Source organism: Agrobacterium sp. MA01, assembly GCF_009650195.1.
In the GTDB taxonomy this organism is placed as follows: Bacteria; Pseudomonadota; Alphaproteobacteria; order Rhizobiales; family Rhizobiaceae; genus Allorhizobium.
Map to the genome: position 1 here is coordinate 145,764 of NZ_CP045854.1, position 22,502 is coordinate 168,265.

Here is a 22,502-nt window from a genome sequence, read left to right on the forward strand (position 1 = left end):
GGGTAGCCGCGCCTTGGGGCGCGGTCACGTCAGAGCTATCAGCCCCTTGTTCTCTCTCATGCTGGCCAGGCGCAAGTCCTTGATCGGACTTGCTCCCCTTCGAATTCTTTTCTGCGCCTCAAGGCCATCCAAGTCAATTCGAGAGCCCGTCATAGACCCTTATTCGCGGTCTTTTATGACAGCCGTATCATTTGTTGCGGGCCAGAAGCTCGGTCACCAACTTATCCGTCACCTGACCCGTCGGCTGTTCACCGATCGATGTCTGGAAGGCCTTGATCGCCGAGACCGTCTTGGCGCCCATCACACCATCGGGCGTTCCTGCGTCATAGCCGTTCTTGTTGAGAATAGCCTGGATGTTACGGATCGCCTTCTTCATGTCGACGCTTGCGGTCTTCAGGCCCTTGCCGGCCCATTCGTCTGGCGTGTTGACCGAATTGGCGTCCGGGTCCATCGCTTTGACCTTCCAGAGGTCCACCTCGGCACGGGCGCGTTCGAGTTCCTCGGGCTTGAGCGCATTGGCCACCTCGTCGCGCTTTTGCGCTGCATCCGTATCGCCGCCCTTGGCTGCGATCGCAAACCACTTGTAGGACGTCACCAGATCCGGCGAGGTCCCGTTGCCACGGGCACTGAGGATCGCGAGGTTGAACTGGCTGTCTGAAATCCCGTAATCAGCGGCCTTTCCGAACCACTCCACCGCCTTGGCATAGTCCTGTGCGCCATCCTTGCCGGAGGCATAGATGACGGCGAGGTTGTGCATGGCGCTGGCATTGCCGGCATTCGCTGCCATTTCGTAATAGCGCTTTGCTTCGCCGATATTGGGTGCAACGCCCGTTCCCTTTTCGAGGAAATTGGCCAGACGATACTGGGCTGGGGCAAAACCCTTGTCGGCTGCGAGGCGATACCACTTGGCCGCTTCGGCGAAGTCGTTCGTTACGCCACGACCTTCGGTATAGCGTGCGCCGATCTCAAAAAGGGCAACCGGATCGCCATCCTTGGCAGCGATCGAAAGCGATGGTGGCGTGATTTCCGAGGGAACCATGATCTCTGCGGCGGGCGCAGCCGGCGCGATTTCCTCGGCAACGACCACATTGGCCCCCGCATCGGCAACTCTGGTTGGCGCTTCGAGCGTCTGGCCCGGCGCGCTCGTCGCAGGTGCCATCAGAGCGCTGACAGGGGCCGTGTCTCCCGCTTGAACAGTTGCAGGCGGCGCCGATGTGTCCTGAGCGACGACAAGATCTTCATCCGTCTCGGCTGGAGGCTCTGCCTGCGCAGACGCCGCAGAAAGTGTCGCGGTGCCGGTGTCGCCCTGGACATCGGCTGCATCAGCGGTCTCGACTGCGGGTTCTGCAATGATGGCCTCGCTCGTCTCGTCCTGACCGGTCTCTTCGATGGCGACGGGCGCTTCGCTGCGGGTCAGCGTATTGACGAGCGGCATGGCCATGGCAACGAGAAGCACGGCTCCCACCGCCATCATGATGGGACGGCGATACCGCGCGAAGAGGGAGGTTTCCCCCGACTTCGCCTTGGCCTTCACATCGGCCATGGTCTTGTTGCCTGTAGGCGCTGCCTTCTGGGCGCGATCCATTTCCATGGCGGCCGCCTGAGCGGCGCGCCGGGCGGCGGCGATGTAGTCGGTCCGGTCCCCATTGTCGGCGCCGGCTGGCGTTGCACCCTTGGTTGCCTGCTGACTGGCACGAACGCGCTCAAGGATCTTGCGCACATCGGGCGCGCCGGAACCGGGCTCCAAAAGTTCATTCGCGTCGTCGGGCGGCAGCACGTCGACCGGATCGATCGACGGCGAAGGATCGACCATCTGGCGAGGCTCTGCAGGGGCCTTTGGCGCCTTCTTGCCCGGCATCAGCTTCTTGCCGAGGCCGGCGAGCAGGCTGGGCTTCGCAACCTTCTTTTCTCGTGCGGCATCAATCACCGGCAGCGCGGTCATGGTCTGGGCGAAATCATCCGCTGCGGCGAGCAGCTCCTGATCGATCGGATGTGTCGGTTCCGCAACCGGTTCGGCGACCATATGCGGCGGTTTTGGAGCCGGTGCTGCGGCTTGATGTGCACGCGGCACCGGTGCGGGAGCAACGGGAGCCTGGGCAAAGAGAGGTGCTGCTTCGGGCTGCTGTCCGAGATGGTGCAACTCGTCGAGCCGTCCGGCGATCTGCACGAGTGTGTCATGCAGGGCCTCGAAGGTGCGGTGGGTCCGCTCTTCCGAGTGACGGCTATAGTCTTCGAGCTGCTTGAGATGATCCGACAGGGCCGACAGAGCGGAGATGTCAGCCGATGCCGCCTGGCTTCCAGCCGGAAAACGCTGGGCGAAATTGGCCATGACGGTCTCGGCGGCCTGCCGGGCTGCCTCGATGATGTATTCGTCGCTCGTCGCTACATAATCCTCGAGTGCCGAAATGCGGCCGGAGACCTCCGGATCGGCCGGCGACGGCTGGCTGATCAGGGCTGAGAGATGGGCGATCTGGTCTTCGAGCCCCTTGAGGCTTGCGCTTTCGCCGGTAGGGGCGGAGGAGCTGGTTTCCTCAAGACGGTCGACCACGGCATTCAGGCGGTCTTCGAGGTTGCGCAGGGCACTGTCATCGATCATGGCGACCGGCTGCGGCGCGTCGAGCTCCTCAATGTGACGCGCCAGGATTTCGAGCCGATCGGCAAGGCGGTCGTTGACGGCACTGCCGTCGAGCGCATCGATCTTGCGGGAGATGTCGGCAAGATAGCCGGTGAGTTCCGGCGCCGGCGCAGGCCGCTGCACCTTCTCCAGCATGTAGGAGAGTTGGTCCAGCCGCTCTTCCAGACGGACCGCGCCCTGTTCTGTCGATAGCTGTTCAATGCGCTCGGTCAGCAGCTCCAGCCGCTCGGCCATCTCGTGCGAGGCATCCGGCAGCTGCGGTGCGCGCGTCTCGGAGAGGGTCTCGATCTGGCGCGCGAGACCCGAGAGCCGATCTTCCAGCCGATGAAACGTCGCCGGATCGTTGCCCGGGCCGCTGTTGCGGCTCCCGGCCGCGATGGCGCGCGTGATTTCGTCGAGTCGCATGTCGAGCGAGGCGAACTGTTCCGTCAGCTTGCGCTCGTTGGGATCGATATGGGCGCCGATATGTTCGAGAGCAGATGCGACGGTCACAAGCTTGTCTTCGAGAGCCCGGATAGCGCGGGTGTCGCCCATGCCGCCGAGCTGCGACTTGATGTCGTCGAGCCGGTCGGCGATGCGAATGATCTCGTCGCGCATGGCGCCGGTGTCGAGGCCATCGAGACGGACTTCGACATCATCCCAGCGGCGCTCCATGCGACGCATGGAATCCTCGCGGGCAAGGCCGTCCATCAGCGAGCGCAGGTCGTCGAAGTCCTCACGCAGACCGTCGGTGCCCGGAGCCTTGATGCCTTCGAGACGCTGGATGCTTTCGGCCAGACGGGCAATGTCCTGACGCATGTCGTCCTGCGGGCGGCTTTCTTCGGCAAGCTGGCGGATCGAGCGCATCTCGTTGCGCAAGCCGGCAATCTCGCGCGACAGGCTTTCGCTGATGTCCTGCTTCAATTCGCGGCGCAGGCCGCTCAGCGCTTCCGTGATGTCCTGGCTGGCGCGCGCGGGTGGTGCGACGGGAGCGCGCACGGCATAGGCCGGCTGCGGATCGGAAAGCGGAGGCAGGGGCTGGCGCACCGTCGTGCGCGGCAAGGGTTCTTCGCTGCGGCTGTAAAGGCTGCGGTCGGAACTGCGGGCACGGCTTTCCTCGAGCGCGCGCTGGCGCTGGCGGATTTCGGCAAGCGGATCCGGCCGGGTGTCGCGGACATCGCGTTCGCTGCGCGGAAGGTCGTCGGCGCGGCGGCCGGGCAGGGGGCGTACCACCGGCTCGTCTGCACTGCGGCTGCGCGCGCTCTGTTGGCCAATCAGTCCCTCGATGCGAGCCTCAAGCCCTTCGATGGTGCGGTTCAACGCATCCAGCGAGGACGGGTTGCCGGGCCGTTGGGTCTGGGATCGCGATCCGTTCATGGTTCTGCTCGCCTCGATGGTGCCGGACGCAGCGTGCGTCCGAATGCGTCCAGGTGGTCCTGTGTGACGTCGACGAATGCCTCTTGCCCCGAGGGTCATGAGGGCGCGTCGGAATCGCGGGTGGATCACCAGCTTTCAAACGCAACCTTTCATGAAACATGGTAAACAAGCCGTTAAGCTTCGCGAAAAATCGGTGAATACGGGTATCTCCCGTATGTCGTAACGCCCCGCACAAGGGCCTTCCTTTAGAGGCCTTTGATGGACGGGGAGGGGACCGTGGTCCTTGCAAAAATGCCGCGCTTAAAAATTTTGACGTTTACGCGCACGTCAATTATTTGTATAAGCCAGAACAGTCCGATCCCGTCGGAACCGAAGTCTTTGGAGGAAGATGACCGATGCCTGTCTACAAGGCCCCCGTAAACGACACGCTTTTCATTCTCAACGACGTCCTTGGTCTCGAGCGGTACAACAACCTGCCGGGCTTTGAAGACGCGACCCCCGACATGATCGAGGCGATCGTCGGCGAGGCGGCCAAGCTCGCGGAAGAGCAGCTCTTCCCGCTCAATCTCTCCGGCGACCAGGAAGGCTGTGTCCGTTCGGATGACGGTTCGGTCAAGACGCCGAAGGGATTCAAGCAGGCTTATGACGCCTATTGTCAGGGCGGCTGGCTTGGTCTGGCTGTGCCTGCCGAATACGGCGGTCAGGGCCTGCCCTACACGCTGCACACCGCCGTCGGAGAATTCATGTCTTCCGCCAACATGGCGCTGATGATGTATCCGGGCCTCACCCAGGGCGCGATCGCCGCGATCCTGGAGCATGGCTCCGACGAGCAGAAGCAGAAGTATCTGCCGAAGATGGTCGAGGGCATCTGGACCGGCACGATGAACCTCACCGAGCCGCATTGCGGCACCGACCTCGGCCTGCTGCGTACCAAGGCGGTTCCTAACGGCGACGGCTCCTACAAGATCTCCGGCCAGAAGATCTTCATCTCTGCCGGCGAGCACGACATGTCGGACAACATCATCCACCTCGTGCTCGCACGCATCGAAGGTGCGCCCGAGGGCACCAAGGGCATCTCGCTCTTTATCGTGCCGAAGTTCATGGTCGGCGACGACGGTTCGGTAGGCAGCCGTAACACGGTCACCTGCGGCGCCATCGAGCACAAGATGGGCATTCACGGCAATGCCACCTGCGTGATGAACTATGACGAGGCGACCGGCTATCTGATCGGCGCCGAGAACAAGGGCCTCGCGGCCATGTTTGTCATGATGAACGAGGCCCGCCTCGGCGTCGGCCTGCAGGGTCTGTCGATCTCCGAAATCGCCTATCAGAACGCCGCCAACTATGCCCGCGAGCGCATCCAGGGCCGCTCTCTGTCGGGCGTCAAGGCGCCGGAAAAGAAGGCCGACCCGATCATCGTGCACCCGGACATCCGCCGCGTCTTGCTCACTATCAAGGCCTTCAACGAGGCCGGCCGCGCCTTCACGCTGTGGACGGCGCTCAAGTCAGACGTCGCCCACCGCTCCGGTGACGCGACCGAGAAGCAGCTTGCCGACGACGTGCTCGGCCTGATGACACCGATCCTCAAGGGTGTCCTGACCGACAAGGGCTTTGACCATGCGGTCATGGCCCAGCAGGTCTATGGCGGTCACGGCTACATCGAAGAATGGGGCATGTCGCAGTATGTCCGCGATGCCCGCATCGCGATGATCTACGAAGGTGCCAACGGTATCCAGGCGCTTGACCTCGTTGGCCGCAAGCTCGGCCTCAACGGCGGCCGCGCCGTGATGGCGCTTTTCAAGGAAATCGGTGATTTCTGCGAGGAGAACCGTGGCGACGAGAACCTGTCGGCCTACACCAAGAGCCTGAAGAAGGGCCTGAACGACCTGCAGGCTTCGACCATGTGGTTCATGCAGAACGCCATGGCCAAGCCCGACAACGCCGGTGCTGGTTCGACCGATTACATGCACCTCTTCGGTCTCGTCGTGCTCGGCTACATGTGGGCCAAGATGGCCAAGGCCGCCAATGACAACCTGGCCGCAGGCTCTGGCGATGCGGACTACTACAAGAACAAGCTGATGACCGGCCGCTTCTACATGGAAAAGGTCATGCCGGAGACGGCACTGCGCAAGGCCCGTATCGAAACCGGTGCCGACAGCCTGATGGAAATGGCCGCGGAAGCGTTTTGATCTTTCCCTTCTCCCCTGCGGGGAGAAGGTGGCCCGACAGGTTAGGCGCAACGCGTTGCGCCTGGGATGAGGGGGGCGCGCTTGCGCAATCGGCCCCCTCATCGCCTCGCATTCGCTCGGCACTTCTCCCCGCTGGGGAGAAGAGGGAAAAATTCCGGCGCCCCCGTGCGCCCAAGGGAGAGAGACGATGACTGAAGTCTTCATTTACGACCATGTGCGCACGCCCCGCGGGCGCGGCAAGAAGGACGGTTCGCTGCACGAAGTGCCGACCCCCCGTCTGGCCGCCAAGACACTGGAAGCACTGCGCGACCGCAACGGCCTCGACACCTCGACCGTCGATGACATCATCTTCGGCTGCGTCGATCCGGTCATGGAAGCCGGCGCCGTGATCCCGAAGGCTGCCGCCTTCGAGGCCGGTTATGACTTCGCCGCTCCCGGCATCCAGATCTCGCGCTTCTGCGCCTCCGGTCTCGACGCGATCAACCTCGCCGCCGGCAAGGTCGTGGCAGGCTCCGATGACATCGTCATCGCTGGTGGCGTCGAAAGCATGTCCCGCGTCGGCATGGGCATGTCGGGCGGTGCCTGGTACATGGACCCCTCGGTCAACTTCCCCGGCTATTTCATGCCGCAGGGTGTGTCTGCCGACCTGATCGCCACCAAGTATGGCTTCACCCGCGACGATGTCGACGCCTATGCCGTCGAGAGCCAGAAGCGCTCTGCCGCCTCCTGGGCTGCCGGCAACTTCGCCAAGTCCGTCATCCCGGTGAAGGACGGCAACGGCCTCGTCATTCTCGACCGCGACGAACACATGCGCCCCGGCACCGACATGCAGTCGCTGGCAAGCCTGAATCCTTCCTTCCAGATGCCCGGCGAAATGGGGGGCTTCGAAGCCGTCGCCATCCAGGCCCATCCGGAAATCGAGCGCATCAACTACATCCACCATGCCGGCAATTCGTCCGGCATCGTTGATGGTGCTGCTGCCGTTCTCGTCGGCTCCAAGGCCGGCGGTGAGGCGATGGGTCTGAAGCCGCGCGCGCGCATCCGCGCCTTCACCAATATCGGCTCCGACCCAGCGCTCATGCTGACCGGCCCGGTTGACGTGACGGAAAAGCTCCTGAAGCGCACCGGCATGAAGATCTCCGACTTCGACCTGTTCGAACTGAACGAGGCGTTTGCCGCCGTCGTCCTGCGCTTCATGCAGCATTTCAACGTCGACCATTCGAAGATGAACGTCGCCGGCGGCGCGATCGCCATGGGCCATCCGCTCGGTGCCACCGGCGCGATGATCCTCGGCACGGTGCTGGACGAGCTGGAACGCCGCGATCTGAACACCGCGCTGGTGACGCTCTGCATCGGCGCCGGCATGGGTACGGCGACGGTTATCGAGCGCGTTTGAGGAGCGCACCATGGCCGGTCACCACAACGAGACCAAACGACACTTCGAGCTGAGAAAGATCGAAAGCGACATGAAAGAGGCCGCCGAAAAGGGGCCTCCTATCCTCGCCAAAAAGGATGTCCTTTCGAACCGCATCACCTTTTGGCTCAGTGTTGTGATTCTCGGACTTCTGGTGACCTGGCTGTGTTTCGTTCTCGGCGTCTTCTGAGCGACAAAAGATTTCAGGGAAGAGGAATCCCATCATGACCTACAAGAACTTTACCATCGAGACTGACGCAGACGGCATTGCCCTCGTCACCTGGGACATGCCCGACAAGTCGATGAACGTCTTCACCGTGGAAGTGATGGACGAGATCGAGAAGATCCTCGACCAGACCGTCGCTGATGACGGCATCAAGGGTGTGGTCTTCACCTCGGGCAAGTCCTCCTTCTCCGGCGGCGCCGATCTCACCATGATCAAGGGCATGTTCTCCATGCTCGAAGAGGAAAAGGCCAAGGACCCGACCGCCGCTGTCCAGAAGCTGTTTGACGCCGCCGGTCGCATGACCTGGCTCTGGCGCAAGATCGAGACCAACGGCAAGCCGTGGGTCTCCGCCATCAACGGCACCTGCATGGGCGGCGCGACCGAACTGTCGCTCGCCTGCCATGGCCGCGTGGCGTCGAACGCCAAGTCGGTCAAGATCGGCCTGCCGGAAGTCAAGGTCGGCATCTTCCCGGGCGCCGGCGGCACGCAGCGCGTCGCCCGCCTCGCCAACACGCAGGACGCCCTGCAGATGATGACCACCGGTCAGACGCTGTCGGCAGCTCGCGCCAAGGCTATGAACCTGGTGCATCAGGTCGTCGAGCCAGGCGAACTGATCAACGCTGCGAAACAGATGATCAAGGACGGTCTGAAGCCTGTCGCCCCTTGGGACGAAAAGGGCTTCAAGGTTCCCGGCGGTGGCATCTGGACGCCGGCCGCAGCCCAGCTATGGCCGGCCGCTTCCGCGATCATGCGCCGCGAAACCGCAGGCAACTACCCGGCAGCGCTTGCCATCCTTAAGAGCGTTTATGAAGGCCTCCAGGTGCCCTTCGACACGGGTCTCAGGATCGAGCAGCGCTACTTCACCGAGATCGTCCAGACCACCGAAGCCTATTCGATGATCCGCTCGCTCTTCGTCTCGATGCAGGAACTGAACAAGGGTGCCCGCCGCCCGGCGGGTCAGCCAAAGTCCGAGATCAAGAAGGTCGGCGTCGTCGGCGCCGGTTTCATGGGCGCCTCGATCGCCTATGTGACAGCCGCTGCCGGCATCAATGTCGTGCTGATTGACCGCGACATGGAAGCTGCCGGAAAGGGCAAGACCCATTCGGAAGGCCTCGTTGCCGGTGCCGTCGGTAAGGGAAAGCTGACCAAGGACGAGGGTGAAAAGCTCCTGTCACTGATCACGCCCTCAGATGATTACGGCACGCTGGCCGACGCCGATCTCGTCATCGAAGCCGTCTTCGAAGACCGCGACGTCAAGAAGGCCGTGATCGAAAAGGTCGAGGCCGTGCTGCCGGAAGGCGCGATCTTTGCCTCCAACACCTCGACCCTGCCGATCACGGGCTTGGCCGGAAACTCCAAGCGCCCGGTCGATTTCATCGGCATCCACTTCTTCTCGCCGGTCGAGAAGATGATGCTGACCGAAGTCATTCTCGGCAAGGAGACGGGTGACAAGGCGCTGGCGGTGGCCCTCGATTATGTTGCCGCGATCAAGAAGACCCCGATCGTCGTCAACGACACGCGCGGCTTCTTCGTCAACCGCTGCGTCCTGCGCTACATGTCCGAGAGCTACAACATGCTCATCGAAGGCGTGCCGCCGGTCATGATCGAGAATGCCGCAAAGTTCGCCGGCATGCCGGTCGGGCCGCTGGCGCTGAACGACGAAGTGGCGATCGATCTTTCCTACAAGATCCTGAAGGCAACTGTTGCTGACCTCGGCGAGAAGGCGATTGACCCGCGCCACATGGAGCTGGTTGCCCGCATGGTCGAAAAAGAAGAGCGCTTCGGCCGCAAGAACGGCAAGGGCTTCTACGACTATCCGGCAAAGCCCGCGAAGAAGCATGTCTGGCCGGGCCTGAAGGATCTCTACCCGCAGCAGAAGCCGGAAGCCGTCGACGTCAAGACACTGCAGGAACGCTTCCTCGCGACGATCGCACTGGAAGCTGCCCGCACCGTCGAGGAAGGCATCGTCACCGACCCGCGCGAAGCCGATGTCGGCTCGATCCTGGGCTTCGGTTTTGCACCCTACACCGGCGGTGCCCTGTCCTATATCGACGGCATGGGTGTGAAGACCTTCGTGGAACTCTGCGAACGCCTCGCCAAAGACTACGGCCCGCACTTCACGCCAACGCCGCTCCTCAAGGACATGGCCGCCAAGGGTGAAACCTTCTACGGCCGCTTCGACCCCTACGGCGAAGCCGCTAAGGCCGCATGAGCTTAGGTCCTGAATGAATTGGAAAAGGCGGCCCGCAGGCCGCCTTTTTTCGTTCGGGTCTTGTGTGAACCTTCAGTTCGTCAGCTCATACGACCGCCGCAGCCCCTGCGCGTCGAGCCAGGCAATAACTGCTTCCGGCTCGTCCGTCTGGATGATGGTCACGCCCCGTTCGATGAAGAAGCCCCAGACATCCTCCGGTCGCCCTGTCGAAAGTGCGAGATAATCGCCGCGTCCCCCCGCCACCATGCCCTCAGGGCGATCGGTGATCGGATAGGTGTTGATCCAAAGATGGGTGTTATTGCGGACCGCAGCCGCGCGGGCGAGGGGCGAGAGCAGAGGTCCGCCATCCGAGGTGATCGGCTCCGATGAATCCCGATACCAGTGGACAAGCTCGGCGGCCGGTGCGCCGAGCACAGATTGGGTACGGTCGATGAATGCGGGCTCGGTCACGGCGTCATCGGCGAGGATCGGCATGAAAGCGAACTCCGCCCCGATGGCGCGGCGGATGTCGCGAGCGAGTTGCAGTCGCTCGGCATTCCACACTGCCATCTTCAGAAGCACGCCATCGGTCATGCCGAGGCTGCGGGCGAGATCCGCGACTTCCACCAGGGCTTCCGGCTCGAGCTTGTTGTCGATGTTGATCAGGATCCGGCCGCGCGCATGCAGCATCGCTTCTTCGAGCGTGAAGACATGTTCGTCTGTCGGGCGACGGTCTCCCTCTACCAAGAGCCGGCAGGTTCTAAGCTCTGCAAGGGTGAACTCGACCACTTTTCCCTGGCAGCTGGTGGTGCGATCGAGTGTTTCATCATGCATGATGACAAGGGTGCCGTCTTTCGAACGCCTCACATCGAGCTCCACCATTTCAACCCCGGTCGAAACGGCGTGGTCGATGGCGGCAAACGAGTTTTCGGCGCGAACGACGACCCCATCCTTCTTCCAGCCGGCGCGATGGGCCACGACCATGACATGATCGCGATTGAGGTTGGCCTCGGTCAGGCGCTCGTGAATGAGGGCCGCACGATTGGACGGAGGAATGGGGGCAAGGCTTGCAGCCCCCGTGACGAGGGTCAGAAGCAGGCCGAGGACGAGAACGGCGAGACGCATGAGCAGGGCTCCGATCTTCAGTGTCGTTCTCGCCGCAGTAGGCGCTTCGAGTGAAGCCGCCATGACGGTTTTCTGAAGCCTCTGTGACAACGAGGCATGGAACAGCCACGTAGCTCCTTCCGTTGAGCGCTGGCCTAGAAAGAAAAGGGAGACCTGCATGATGACAGCGACCGGCATACCGGATCATTACAGGGCTATCGAAGTCGAGCTTCCTGTGAACGCCGTGCTGCATCTCTGGCTAAAGGCGGTGACGCCGGAAGAGCCGGGGGCGGTGTCGTTGTACAGCGTAAATGGCAAGTTTGGTGAAGTGCAGGCTTCGAATGCGGAAGAGAACTCCTTCCGCATCTATCAGGTATTCGGCGGAGGCACGGTCACCCTCGCCTATGACATGGCGGTTACGTCGCTCTCTGTCGCCTACTGGTTCACGCCTTCGGACGTGCTGGAGACTGGCATCACGGTCATCCATACCAATCCGTCGAACGAGCCGCCGGATCTGCCTTATGGATATCACTTCCGCCCGCCCTTCGGCTGGATGAATGACCCGAACGGCTTCGGTCGATTCGGAGGACGCCCGCATCTCTTCTACCAGCACTATTCGCATGGACGCATCTGGAACAACATGCATTGGGGCCACGCCGTCTCTTCGGACTATTTGCGCTGGCGGCATCTGCCGGTCTTCCTCTTCCCCTCCGAGGAACTGACGGTGCGACCGGACAAGCGCGGAGGCGCCTTCTCCGGTTCGGCGATTGCGCGGACCGACGGGCCCGGCATCCGGGTTTTCTTCACGGAGAAGATCGCCGAGCGCATGCCCGAGCAGGAAATCCAGCTGACGGCGACATCGACTGATCTGTTCAGCGCGGGTGCAGCAGAAGTCTTCCTGCCCCGTCGACCGGATGGCGAAGGCCTGACATTCGACTTTCGCGACCCTTACGTTTTCCGCGGTCCGGATGGGTTGTGGAAAATGCTGCTCGGCAGTCAGAGCGGCACGGGCGGCGTGGTGCTGCTTTACCAGACGGAGGACAACACGGCCGCAGCCGGCTGGGCCTATGTCGGCAAGCTCTACACCGAGACGCGCTATCAAACCTCGGCCCTCGAATGCCCCTGCCTTCTGCCCATGGATGGCGACTACCGCGACCCAGCCACCCGCTGGGCGCTGATCTATGGCCTGATGAACGGCGAGGACAAGGAGACCGGTCGACATAATCTGACGATGATCGATATCGGTTGGTTCGACGGCCGTAGTTTCGCCAAGTCCTTCGGCCGCGAACTCGATTTCGGCACCGACAACTATGCTTTCCAGGCATTCGTCGATGGCAACACGCCGGTCGGCATCGGCTGGCTCGGCAATTGGGCGGATACCGGTCCGACCGTCGATTTTCCCTCTGCGATGACATTGCCGCGCACGCTGGTTCTCGAAGGAGATACGTTGCTGACGCCTCCCATTGGCGCGGCCGAAAGCCTGCGCGCGCGCATGCTCGACCGCACACGGCTGGCGTCCGGGCAACTCATAGAGCTGCCCAATGGCGCTGCCGAAATAACCTTCGAGCTGTCGGAGGCGGGCGGCGCGTTCCGCCTGGAGTTCGACCATCCGGACATTCGCCTGGCCGTTGCCCAGCATGAGGAAGGCCTAGAGATCCTGTACGGCTATCTCGACCGCCCCGAGGAGCCACCGGGTCCGCGCTATCTGGCGAAGGCGGCCGGCGCCCGCCGCCTGCGCGTCTTCCTCGACTACGGCTCTCTGGAGGTTTTTGCCGATGGCGGGCGCGTCGCCGGCACCAAGCGGATTGCTGGCTTTGAGCCGGTACGGGCGGCAAGGCTCGTGGCTGAACCCGGTGTCGTGGTCAACGCCACCGTATGGAGCCTCAGGCTCTGAGATCCCTGCGACATCGACTGTCATTGGGCTGTCAACAAGCCGGGATTAGGGTTCAGCAACAACCAGGCAGGGCCGATCATGAACATGCGAGAGACCACCGACGCCACCATTCGCGCAGCTGAAATCCACACCGAGATGGTGACGCTTAGGCAAGCGATCCTCGACGGAGCTTCGCTTTTGTCGTCAGGAAATGGCGAAGCGGATCCGGCGATCGCCAATCTGGCCCATTACCTTGCTTTGCGTCGTCACGATATTAGTCTGTTGCAACGGCGCCTCATGTCGCTTGGCCTCTCTTCCATGGGCCGCTTGGAAAGCCGGGTCCTGCCGACGATCGATGCCGTGATCCATGCGCTGGCATCGCTCTCGGGCGTCCGGGCAGAGGCTCCCGCCATGCCGGCGGAAACAGATTTTTTTGCTGGCGAGGCGCGGCTTGAGGCTGCCACTGTTGACCTGTTTGGCACAAAGCCGGCTAGCCGCCGGACGCGAATCATGGTGACGCTGCCCAGTCAGGCCGCCGAAAGTCCCGACCTTATTCTGGATCTCGCCCGGGCCGGCATGGATGTCGCCCGCATCAATTGCGCCCATGACGATCCGGAGGCGTGGCGCACCATGACAGCTTTCGTCCAGGCAGCCGCCGGCGTCTGCGGACGTGACATCAAGGTTCTGATGGACATTGCCGGTCCAAAGATCAGAACGGGCGACGTGGCCTCGGTCGACAAAAAGCCGAGGCTGCAGATCGGTGATCGCGTCCGCCTTGTCGCAAATGCTGCTCCGCGTATCGATGAGAAAGCCCCGCACTCGGCTGCGGTCTCGCTACCGGAAATGGTCACCCGACTCTCCGTCGGTGATCGGCTCCGTTACGATGACGGAAAGCTCGAAGCGGTTGTCGAAAGCGTCGCAGCGGAGGAGGCGATCATCGTCGTTCGGCGCACCAAATCCGGCGGCACTCGCCTGAAGCCCGAAAAGGGCATCAACCTTCCCGACACCGCGCTCGGGCTTTCGCCGCTGACCAGCAAGGACGAAGCCGACCTTGAGATGGTCATCGAATGCGCCGATCTGATCGGCTATTCCTTTGTCAGTCGACCGGAAGACATCGATCTGCTCGACGACGTCCTCGCTCGTCACGGCAGGACCGATCGGCAGCTCGGCCTGATCGCCAAGATCGAGCAGCCGCTCGCGCTCACCAATCTTCCGGCCCTTATCGCGCGGGCACGCCAGCGCGGGCCGTTCGGTGTGATGATCGCACGTGGCGATCTCGCTGCTGAAATCGGCTTTGAACGGCTGGCGGAAATGCAGGAGGAGATCCTCTGGATCTGCGAGGCGGCCTCCGTGCCCTGCATCTGGGCGACACAGGTGCTGGAAGACATGGTTAAGCAGGGCATTCCGACACGCGGCGAGATGACCGATGCCGCTATGGCGGCGCGGGCCGAATGCGTGATGCTGAACAAGGGGCCCGCCGTGGTCGAGGCGGTCTCGCTTCTCGACCGTCTGATGGGGCGCATGAACGATCACGTCTTCAAGAAGACGCCGACGCTGCGCGCCCTGAAGAGCTGGTGATATCGGGTATCTCAAGCCCACTTATCCGCAGAGCTATTCAGCTGCCGCACTGCGTTGCGAGGAGATCTGCGTGATGAAGGCACGAAGCGCAGCAGGCCGCACCGGCTTGTGCTGCAGGGTTATCGAATGGCGCTCGGCCTCCGCACGCACCTCCGCCGAGCGATCGGCTGTGATCAGAAGAGCGGGGATGTCGGCCTGTGTCAGTGCTCTTAGCCTGAGAACTGCCCCGATGCCGCTGCCATCGTCCAGATGGTAGTCGACAATGACCAGATCCGGAGCCTTGGTGGACTTGATCAGTTCGTCCATCTCGGCGATCGAGCCTGCGCATTCGACAGTGCAACCCCAACCGGAGATGAGAAGCTGCATGCCTTCGAGGATCTTCGGCTCGTTGTCGATGCACAGCACCCGGAAGCCCTGCAGCGCCGGCGTGGAGCGACTGCCGGCATCGATCGATACGACGCCCTGGGCGGCCGGCTTGGCGACGTCGAGCGGCATGACAACCTTGAACGTCGTACCCTTGCCAGGCTTCGAGGCGAGTTCCACCGGGTGTTGCAGCACCTTGGCGATGCGGTCGACGATCGACAAGCCGAGGCCGAGACCGGATGCTGTGCGCATGCCTTCTTCGAGCCGCGCGAACTCCTTGAACACGGTGCGAAACTTGGACGAGGGGATGCCGATGCCGCTATCCGTCACCTGGATCACCACCTTGTCGCCTTGACGCCGGGCCCCGACCACGACGCGGCCTGACGGCGTGTACTTGATCGCGTTCGAAACAAGGTTCTGGACGAGGCGGCGCAGCAGGGTCGGATCCGAGCGGACCGACAGTGTTGTCGGCATCACCACGAGCTTGAGGTCCTTTTCTCGAGCCATCGGCGCGAAGTCGGTTTCGATCCTTTGCAAGAGGCTGTTCAACGGCACGCTGGAAAAGCGTGGCTTCATCGCGCCGGTGTCCAGACGCGAAATGTCGAGAACGGCACCGAGAATGCTCTCGACCGATTCTAGAGCGGAATCGATATTGCCGACCAACGCGCTGTTCTGGGAATCGCCGAGCCGCTCGACCAGTGACGAGGAATAGAGTCGCGCGGCATTCAGCGGCTGCAGGATGTCGTGGCCGGCCGCGGCAAAGAAGCGGGTTTTTCCGATATTGGCCTCATCGGCTGCCGCGCGGGCCTCCGCCAGGGCATGGTTCACCCGTGTCAGTTCGGCCGTGCGTTCGCTGACGCGTTGCTCCAGTGTCTCGTTGGCCTGCTTCAGGGCCTGGTCAGCCTCAACTCGGGAGGTAATGTCGCTGAAAGTCGCGACGAGGCCCTTGTCGGGCATCAGGTTGCAGCGCACTTCGATGATCCGCTGTCCGCCGGCCAGCACCATCTGGAACGGCCTGTCGAACTGGTGGAAACTTCGGATCACAGCCTGTGTGTCACCGGCCGGAACATCGCCTCGCTGCGCCAGAATGGCGATCATGTCGAGCAGCGGAAATCCGACCTGGCCGACATGCTCCGGCAGGTCCAGCAGCGTGCGGAAGCGCCGGTTCCATATCGTCAGGCGGTCGGACGCGTCGAAGACGGCGATCCCCTGCTCCATCTGGGCGAGTGCCGTCTGCATCATGTCCTGATTGTATTGCAGTGCCTCCGAGGCCTGGTCGAGCAGCCAGACCGTATCGGCCGATGGATCCTCGGCCTTCTGCAGGATCAGCGACAGGACCAGACGTGCCGAAGAGGAGCCGATCGCGCTGCCGAGCAGCTGTTCGGAAAAATGGATGAAGGCCATGTCGGCCGGACTGTCGTCAGCGAGTTTGCGGCCGACCGTCTGCTCGTAGGACCGGAATGACCGCTCCATGCGCTCATTGCCGAGATAGCGGGCAATCGCAGCCTTGAGGTCGCCGACGGCGACACTCGTCTTCCATCCCCGGGTTGCGGAGTTGGAGCGGGGCTGGCGCTTGATGAAGATCGCCGACTGGATGCGCTCCACTGGGCGCGGATTGCGGCTGAGCGAACCGATGACGAAGGCGAGTGTGTTGATCAGCAGGCTGAAGATTGTCGCATTGACCAGCGGATCCGCATATTGCGGCTCGAACATCGATAGACCGGGCAACAGGAAACCCAGCACTGCGGACGCGATCCAGGAGTGATCTTCGGCGCCGAGGCTCGGCAGGAAGAGCAGATAGGCCCAGACCAAGAACCCGATGGTGAGCCCGGCGATTGCGCCACGTGCATTGGCCCGTCGCCAGATCAAGCCGCCGAACATGGCCGGTGCGATCTGCGCGATGGCGGTGAAGGAGAGCAGGCCGATCTTGGCGAGCCCCGTCGTATTGTCGGCGGAGCGGAAGTATACATAGCCGAGCAGGAGGACGCCGAAGATCGCCGTGCGCCGGATATGCAGCAGCGTCTTGGCGAAGTCCTCGCGTTGGCTGGGTCGCCCCACCAGCTTTTGCCGCAGGAAGATCGGCAGGACCATGTCGTTCGACACCATGATCGCCAGCGCCACGGAGGCGACGATCACCATGGCGGTCGCGGCTGAGAAGCCGCCGATGAAGGTGAGCAGCGACACGAAGCCGGAGCCAGCTTCAAGTGGCAGCGAGAGCACGTAGAGATCGGCATCGCCGCTGCCGCCAAACATCAGCACACCGGCGATTGCCGCCGGCAAAACGAAGATGTTGATGGCGATCAGGTAAATCGGCATCAGGATTCCGGCGAGCTTCAGTTCCCGGGGTGTACGGTTTTCGACCACGGTAACGTGGAACTGCCGGGGCAGCATGATGATCGCGAAGGCCGAAAGCGCAATCAACAGCAGCCAACGGCTGGGCGGCGTTTCATGCGTCAGTGCGGCCATGACCGCCTCGCTCTCCACGGCCTTCTGCCACAGATCGGCAGGTCCATCGAACATCACCCAGATGACGAAGACGCCGAGTGTCCAGAAAGCGATGAGCTTGACGACCGATTCCATGGCGATGGCAAGGATCAGGCCGTCCTGGTGCTCTGTCGCATCCGTATGGCGCGTGCCGAAGATCACCGCGAAGCAGGCAAGGATGAAGGCGACGATCAGCGGCAGGTCGATAAAGTAGAGATTGCCGGTGCCGATGCCGTAGGCGGTCGGATCCATGACGGCCGCAACCGAACTCGAGACCGCTTTCAGCTGCAGCGCGATATAGGGGATGATGCCGACAAGGTAGATCACGGTGACCAGCATGCCGACGACGGGGTTCTTGCCGTATCGTGCCGCCACGAAGTCAGCGCCGGAGGTGATCTTTTCTGTCTTGGCAAGTTCGACGATCCGCCTCAGGATCGGCATGCCGAGCGTATACATCAGGATCGGGCCGATGTAGATCGCCATGAATTCGAGGCCGTGTTCGGCGGCAAGGCCCACGCCGCCGAAATAGGTCCAGGACGTGCAATAGACGGCGAGGCTGAGCGCATAGACGACCGGCCGTCCCCCGGCAGGAACACCGTGCACGCGCGTCTTCCGGTCCCCGTAGCTCGCAACGGCAAACAGGAGCAACAGGTAACCGATCGCTGACGCAACGATGATCCAGCCTGGGAACACCTTTTCCTCCTCGACTGCGCCCGAGCCGGAACCTTAGGGCATGTCGGCGTCTTTTGAAATCGTTTCGAATATTGACCTTAGTCGAAAGGGAATGGCGACGTGTGCCGAATTACCATTTTCGAAAGCGTGAAGATTGATTAACCATGATCTTGGACCGGTTCTGCGCCGGTGACTCTCGGACCATTTAGGAGCAGGGGAATATGCTACACGAATTCAAGACATTCATCGCCCGCGGCAACGTCATGGACCTTGCCGTTGGCGTGATCATCGGCGGCGCCTTCGGTCTGATCGTCAGTTCGCTGGTCGAGGACATCGTCATGCCGGTTGTCGGCTTCATTTTTGGCGGCTTCGACTTTTCCAATTATTTCCTGCCTTTGAGCAGCAATGTCACGGCAAACACGCTGGCCGCCGCCCGCGAGCAGGGTGCCGTCTTCGCCTACGGCAACTTCATCACGGTTGTCATTAACTTCATGATCCTCGCCTGGATCATCTTCCTGATGGTCAAGGGCGTGAATTCGCTGCGCAAGTCGATTGAAAAGGAAGAGCTGAAGGCCTCCGAAGCCGCTCCGCCACCGGCTGACGTGATGCTTCTGACCGAGATCCGCGACCTTCTCAAGACCCGCTGAAACCTCTCTGCGATCCGGCAGCGGATCGCAGAACCCATCAGCAGGATCGATCTTGTCCTCAAGGAATATCATGGGATTTTTGCCCGGTGATCGGTTAGACAGTCGGCATCGATCGAAGGAGTGAATTTCCCATGGCCCTGTTAGACAGTCTCAGCCCCCGCGCGCTCGCCGCACCGGAAAGCGGTATCGTCGAGATCATCAACTACGCACGGGGTCGTGACGGGCTTCTGCCTCTCTGGGCGGGCGAGGGCGATCTGCCGACGCCCGACTTCATCAATCGTGCGGCCAGCGACGCCCTGCTTGGTGGGGAGACCTTCTACACCTGGCAGCGCGGTATTCCCGAACTCCGCCAGGCGCTCTCGCGCTACTACAAGCGCCACTTCGCTGTCGATCTGCCGGTCGAACATTTTTACGTCACGGCTTCGGGCATGCAGGCCATTGCGCTTGCCGTCCAGGCTTTGACCTCGCCCGGCGATGAGATGATTTACCTCTCGCCCTGCTGGCCGAACATCGTCTCGGCGATCGATCTCGCTGGCGCTAAGTCCGTCTGCGTTCCGCTTTCCTTCACCGACGGTCGCTGGATGCTCGATCTCGATCGGCTGGAAAAGGCGATTACGCCGAAGACCAAGGCGCTCTTCATCAACACGCCGTCGAATCCCACTGGCTGGACGGCGACGCGCGAAGACCTGAAGGCAATCCTCGAGATCGCCCGCCGCCATGGCATCTGGATCCTCGCCGACGAAATCTATGCGCTCTACTACTATGGTGCATCCGAACGGGCGCCGTCTTTCTTCGATGTGATGGAAGAGGGCGACAAGGTGATGTTTGCCAATTCCTTCTCGAAGAACTGGTCGATGACCGGCTGGCGCGTCGGCTGGATCGTTGCCCCGCCGGAAATCGGTCAGGTGCTCGAAAACCTCATCCAGTATTCGACCTCGGGCGTCGCGCAGTTCATGCAGCGCGGTGCGGTCGTGGCCCTCGATCAGGGGGACGATTTCATACGGGAGAATATTGCGCGCGCCACCGCCTCGCGCGACATCCTCTGCGATGCCCTGATCGCCACCAACAGGGTCGAGACCTTGAAGCCGGAAGGAGCGCTCTATGCCTTCCTGAAAATCGACGGCATCACCGACAGCCGCAAGGCAGCCCTTGATATCGTCGACAAGACCGGCGTCGGCATGGCACCGGGCACGGCGTTCGGCGAGGGTGGCCTGCCGTTCCTAAGGGCCTGCTTCCTGCGCAACCCCGCCCATATCGAAGACGCAGCCGAACGCCTCAGCAGCTATATCAAGGCTCTCTGATCTCCCGAAACGATCGGGTGGTGAATCGATAAAATTTGACTGAAACGGCTTACTCGAACTTTACGAAGAATTCGAATAGCTGAGCCGTTTCAGTGGCTTGGAGGCTTTCGATAAGCACTCCGTAAGATGCGTGTGCTTTTCATGTCCCGATAAGAAAAACACGGGAAGAAAAGTCATGGCGATCTTGGTGACAGGTGGCGCAGGCTTCATCGGCAGCCATATGGTATGGGCTCTCCTCGATGCCGGGGAAGAGGTGGTCGTGGTCGACCGGCTGTCCACGGGCTTTCGTTGGGCGGTCGCGCCCCAGGCGCGCTTCTACCTCGGCGATATCGCCAAGCCGACTGTCCTCAAGCAGATCTTCGCCGAGAACGACATTGAGGCGATCATCCACTTTGCAGGCTCGATTGTCGTTCCGGAATCGATCGCCAATCCCCTGAGCTATTACGAAAACAATACCGAAAACACCCGCCGTCTTCTGTCGGCCGCCGTCAAGGCGGGGATCGACAAGGTCATCTTCTCGTCGACGGCGGCCGTCTACGGTCTGCCGGACAAGCCGCTGCCAGTGCGGGAGGATGCGCCACTGCGGCCGGAATCGCCCTATGGGCAGTCCAAGCTGATGAGCGAAATGATGCTGCGCGATACGGCGCGTGCCCATGGTCTCTGCTACGTGGCGCTGCGCTATTTCAACGTCGCCGGTGCCGATGTGCAGGGGCGCGCCGGAAATTCGGCCGTCGGTGCCACGCATCTGCTTAAGGTGGCCTGTGAGGCAGCACTCGGCAAACGGTCCTCAATGTCTGTCTATGGCACTGACTACGACACCCCAGATGGCACGGGTGTGCGGGACTACATTCACATCAACGACCTCGTAGATGCGCACCTCCAGGCGTTGCGATACTTGCGAAAGGGTGGCGGGCCCCTGGTGGCCAACTGCGGCTACGGCAAGGGATACTCGGTGCTCGACATCATCGAAGCGGTGCGTCGTGCCACCAACGCCGATTTCCGGGTCGATTACGCGCCGCGTCGTCCAGGCGATGCGCCGCTCGTCGTGGCGGACTCCGCACTGGCGAAGCAGGTTCTGGACTGGATGCCGCGCTATGACGATCTGGGCGTCATCGTCAACACGGCGCTTGCCTGGGAACGGCGGCTTCAGGAGCGGGCCACCCCCGATATCGACGATCTTCGCCGCCGGCTTGCCAGCGGTTTCTAGACGCATGGTTCGTTGCGCCAGAGAGACGCCGTCCCGGTTCGCCGGGGCGGCGTTTTGCTGAGGTGAAACGATCGGGCGAAGCAATCTCTAATTGACGTGGATCAAGTTCGCTGACCGTCCAGGCGTCTATCTCTATGTTGTCCTGATGAAGCCGATGTCCGGCGATGGCAGGCGGATCTCGGAGATGGCGGATGGCAAAGCGTCAAAGCGGCTGGCTGGTCGCATTGCTGATGATCGTGGTGGGCGGCGGGGCCTATTATGGCTGGAAGACCTTTGAAGGTGACGGCCTGCCGGCAAATATCGCGCACGGCAATGGTCGCATCGAGGCAGTGGAAATCGACATTTCCACGAAGACCGGAGGGCGGGTGAAAGACATTCTCGTCGACGAAGGCGATTTCGTCAGCGCCGGGCAGGTGCTGGCGTTTATGGAAACGAACCAGCTCGATGCACATCGCCGTCAGGCCGTGGCTGAACATCGCCGCACGCTCGTTGCCGTCGATACCGCCAGAAGCATTGTTGCCCAGCGGGAGGCCGAGCGCGAGGCCGCCCTTGCGACGGTTTCCCAGCGCGAAGCTCAGTTGAACTCAGCAGAAACCACACTGGCCCGCACGGAACGGCTGATGGAAAGTCGCACCACGAGCCAGCAGGTGGTTGATGACGGACGTGCTGCAGCCGCAAGCGCCCGTGCGGCACTGGCCGCATCGAAAGCTCAGGTGGCGGCTTCGGAGGCGGCGATCGGTGCGGCCCGGGCCCAGGTAATCGATGCCGAAGCGGCCGTTGCCGCCGCCGCGGCTGCAATCGAAAGCATAGACGCCGACATTGCCGACAGCACGCTCAGGGCGCCGAGGGATGGCCGCGTGCAGTACCGCGTTGCCCAGCTCGGCGAAGTCTTGAGCGCCGGCGGTCGCGTCTTGAACATCGTCGATCTCTCCGATGTCTACATGGCCTTCTTCCTGCCGACGGCAGAGGTTGGGCGTATCGCGCTCGGTAGTGAAGCCCGCATCGTGCTGGATGCCGCCGCAGCCTATACCATCCCGGCCAAGGTCAGTTTCGTCGCCGATGTCGCGCAGTTCACGCCCAAGACCGTGGAAACCGACCAGGAGCGGCAGAAACTGATGTTCCGCGTCAAGGCCAAGATCCCCGAGACTTTGCTCAAGAAATACATCCAGCAGGTCAAGACTGGCCTGCCAGGGATCGCCTATGTCAATCTCGACCCGGCAGCGCCCTGGCCCGAAAGCCTGACCGCCACACTGGTGCAGTGA

At 62.1% G+C, this 22,502-nt stretch carries 13 protein-coding genes; 10 read left to right on the forward strand and 3 right to left on the reverse strand.

The features are described from left to right. Window positions 1-187: 187 nt before the first annotated feature. Entirely contained in the window at window positions 188-3,991 is a 3,804-nt protein-coding gene (locus tag GH983_RS00715; RefSeq protein ID WP_153761359.1) for a peptidoglycan-binding protein, read from the reverse strand. A gap of 395 nt (window positions 3,992-4,386) precedes the next feature. On the opposite strand from GH983_RS00715, the gene GH983_RS00720 reads away from it, so the two are divergent. From GH983_RS00720 to GH983_RS00735, 4 genes are all read left to right on the forward strand, one after another. After that, entirely contained in the window at window positions 4,387-6,180 is a 1,794-nt protein-coding gene (locus GH983_RS00720; protein WP_153761360.1) for an acyl-CoA dehydrogenase C-terminal domain-containing protein, read from the forward strand. 187 nt (window positions 6,181-6,367) lie between these two features. Beyond that, window positions 6,368-7,576: an acetyl-CoA C-acetyltransferase gene (locus GH983_RS00725; RefSeq protein WP_113377099.1), complete on the forward strand. Its 1,209-nt coding sequence runs from the start codon at window positions 6,368-6,370 to the stop codon at window positions 7,574-7,576. A 10-nt stretch (window positions 7,577-7,586) separates the two neighbouring features. Further along, complete coding sequence (locus GH983_RS00730; protein ID WP_069042386.1) at window positions 7,587-7,784, forward strand: hypothetical protein; 198 nt, start codon at window positions 7,587-7,589, stop codon at window positions 7,782-7,784. A gap of 31 nt (window positions 7,785-7,815) precedes the next feature. Next, on the forward strand, window positions 7,816-10,032 hold the full coding sequence (locus tag GH983_RS00735; protein ID WP_153761361.1) for an FAD-dependent oxidoreductase: 2,217 nt from the start codon (window positions 7,816-7,818) through the stop codon (window positions 10,030-10,032). A gap of 72 nt (window positions 10,033-10,104) precedes the next feature. On the opposite strand, the gene GH983_RS00740 is transcribed toward GH983_RS00735, so the two are convergent. Further along, window positions 10,105-11,199: a glycerophosphodiester phosphodiesterase family protein gene (locus tag GH983_RS00740; RefSeq protein ID WP_246727468.1), complete on the reverse strand. Its 1,095-nt coding sequence runs from the start codon at window positions 11,197-11,199 to the stop codon at window positions 10,105-10,107. Between the two features lie 94 nt (window positions 11,200-11,293). Between GH983_RS00740 and GH983_RS00745 the strand changes: the two genes are divergently transcribed. Then, entirely contained in the window at window positions 11,294-13,009 is a 1,716-nt protein-coding gene (locus tag GH983_RS00745) for a GH32 C-terminal domain-containing protein (RefSeq protein ID WP_153761362.1), read from the forward strand. 78 nt (window positions 13,010-13,087) lie between these two features. Then, window positions 13,088-14,566, forward strand: coding sequence for a pyruvate kinase (locus GH983_RS00750; RefSeq protein WP_153761363.1), 1,479 nt, complete (start codon window positions 13,088-13,090; stop codon window positions 14,564-14,566). Window positions 14,567-14,599: 33 nt separating this feature from the next. On the opposite strand, the gene GH983_RS00755 is transcribed toward GH983_RS00750, so the two are convergent. Beyond that, complete coding sequence (locus tag GH983_RS00755; RefSeq protein WP_069042382.1) at window positions 14,600-18,106, reverse strand: PAS domain-containing hybrid sensor histidine kinase/response regulator; 3,507 nt, start codon at window positions 18,104-18,106, stop codon at window positions 14,600-14,602. Between the two features lie 200 nt (window positions 18,107-18,306). On the opposite strand from GH983_RS00755, the gene mscL reads away from it, so the two are divergent. From mscL to GH983_RS00775, 4 genes are all read left to right on the forward strand, one after another. Then, window positions 18,307-18,732, forward strand: a complete 426-nt coding sequence (gene mscL, locus GH983_RS00760; RefSeq protein ID WP_153761364.1) for a large conductance mechanosensitive channel protein MscL — start codon at window positions 18,307-18,309, stop codon at window positions 18,730-18,732. A gap of 131 nt (window positions 18,733-18,863) precedes the next feature. Continuing rightward, on the forward strand, window positions 18,864-20,033 hold the full coding sequence (locus tag GH983_RS00765; RefSeq protein WP_153761365.1) for a pyridoxal phosphate-dependent aminotransferase: 1,170 nt from the start codon (window positions 18,864-18,866) through the stop codon (window positions 20,031-20,033). Window positions 20,034-20,208: 175 nt separating this feature from the next. Beyond that, window positions 20,209-21,240: a UDP-glucose 4-epimerase GalE gene (gene galE / locus GH983_RS00770; protein WP_153761366.1), complete on the forward strand. Its 1,032-nt coding sequence runs from the start codon at window positions 20,209-20,211 to the stop codon at window positions 21,238-21,240. A 191-nt stretch (window positions 21,241-21,431) separates the two neighbouring features. Beyond that, on the forward strand, window positions 21,432-22,502 hold the full coding sequence (locus tag GH983_RS00775; protein WP_153761367.1) for an HlyD family secretion protein: 1,071 nt from the start codon (window positions 21,432-21,434) through the stop codon (window positions 22,500-22,502).

Excerpts from the sequence above, each read along its gene's own strand:
- mscL (WP_153761364.1), top strand. The coding sequence starts at position 18,307 with ATGCTACACGAATTCAAGACATTCATCGCCCGCGGCAACGTCATGGAC.
- GH983_RS00720 (WP_153761360.1), top strand. The coding sequence starts at position 4,387 with ATGCCTGTCTACAAGGCCCCCGTAAACGACACGCTTTTCATTCTCAAC.
- GH983_RS00745 (WP_153761362.1), top strand. The coding sequence starts at position 11,294 with ATGATGACAGCGACCGGCATACCGGATCATTACAGGGCTATCGAAGTC.
- GH983_RS00725 (WP_113377099.1), top strand. The coding sequence starts at position 6,368 with ATGACTGAAGTCTTCATTTACGACCATGTGCGCACGCCCCGCGGGCGC.
- GH983_RS00740 (WP_246727468.1), bottom strand. The coding sequence starts at position 11,199 with ATGGCGGCTTCACTCGAAGCGCCTACTGCGGCGAGAACGACACTGAAG.
- GH983_RS00715 (WP_153761359.1), bottom strand. The coding sequence starts at position 3,991 with ATGAACGGATCGCGATCCCAGACCCAACGGCCCGGCAACCCGTCCTCG.
- galE (WP_153761366.1), top strand. The coding sequence starts at position 20,209 with ATGGCGATCTTGGTGACAGGTGGCGCAGGCTTCATCGGCAGCCATATG.
- GH983_RS00765 (WP_153761365.1), top strand. The coding sequence starts at position 18,864 with ATGGCCCTGTTAGACAGTCTCAGCCCCCGCGCGCTCGCCGCACCGGAA.
- GH983_RS00750 (WP_153761363.1), top strand. The coding sequence starts at position 13,088 with ATGAACATGCGAGAGACCACCGACGCCACCATTCGCGCAGCTGAAATC.
- GH983_RS00775 (WP_153761367.1), top strand. The coding sequence starts at position 21,432 with ATGGCAAAGCGTCAAAGCGGCTGGCTGGTCGCATTGCTGATGATCGTG.
- GH983_RS00730 (WP_069042386.1), top strand. The coding sequence starts at position 7,587 with ATGGCCGGTCACCACAACGAGACCAAACGACACTTCGAGCTGAGAAAG.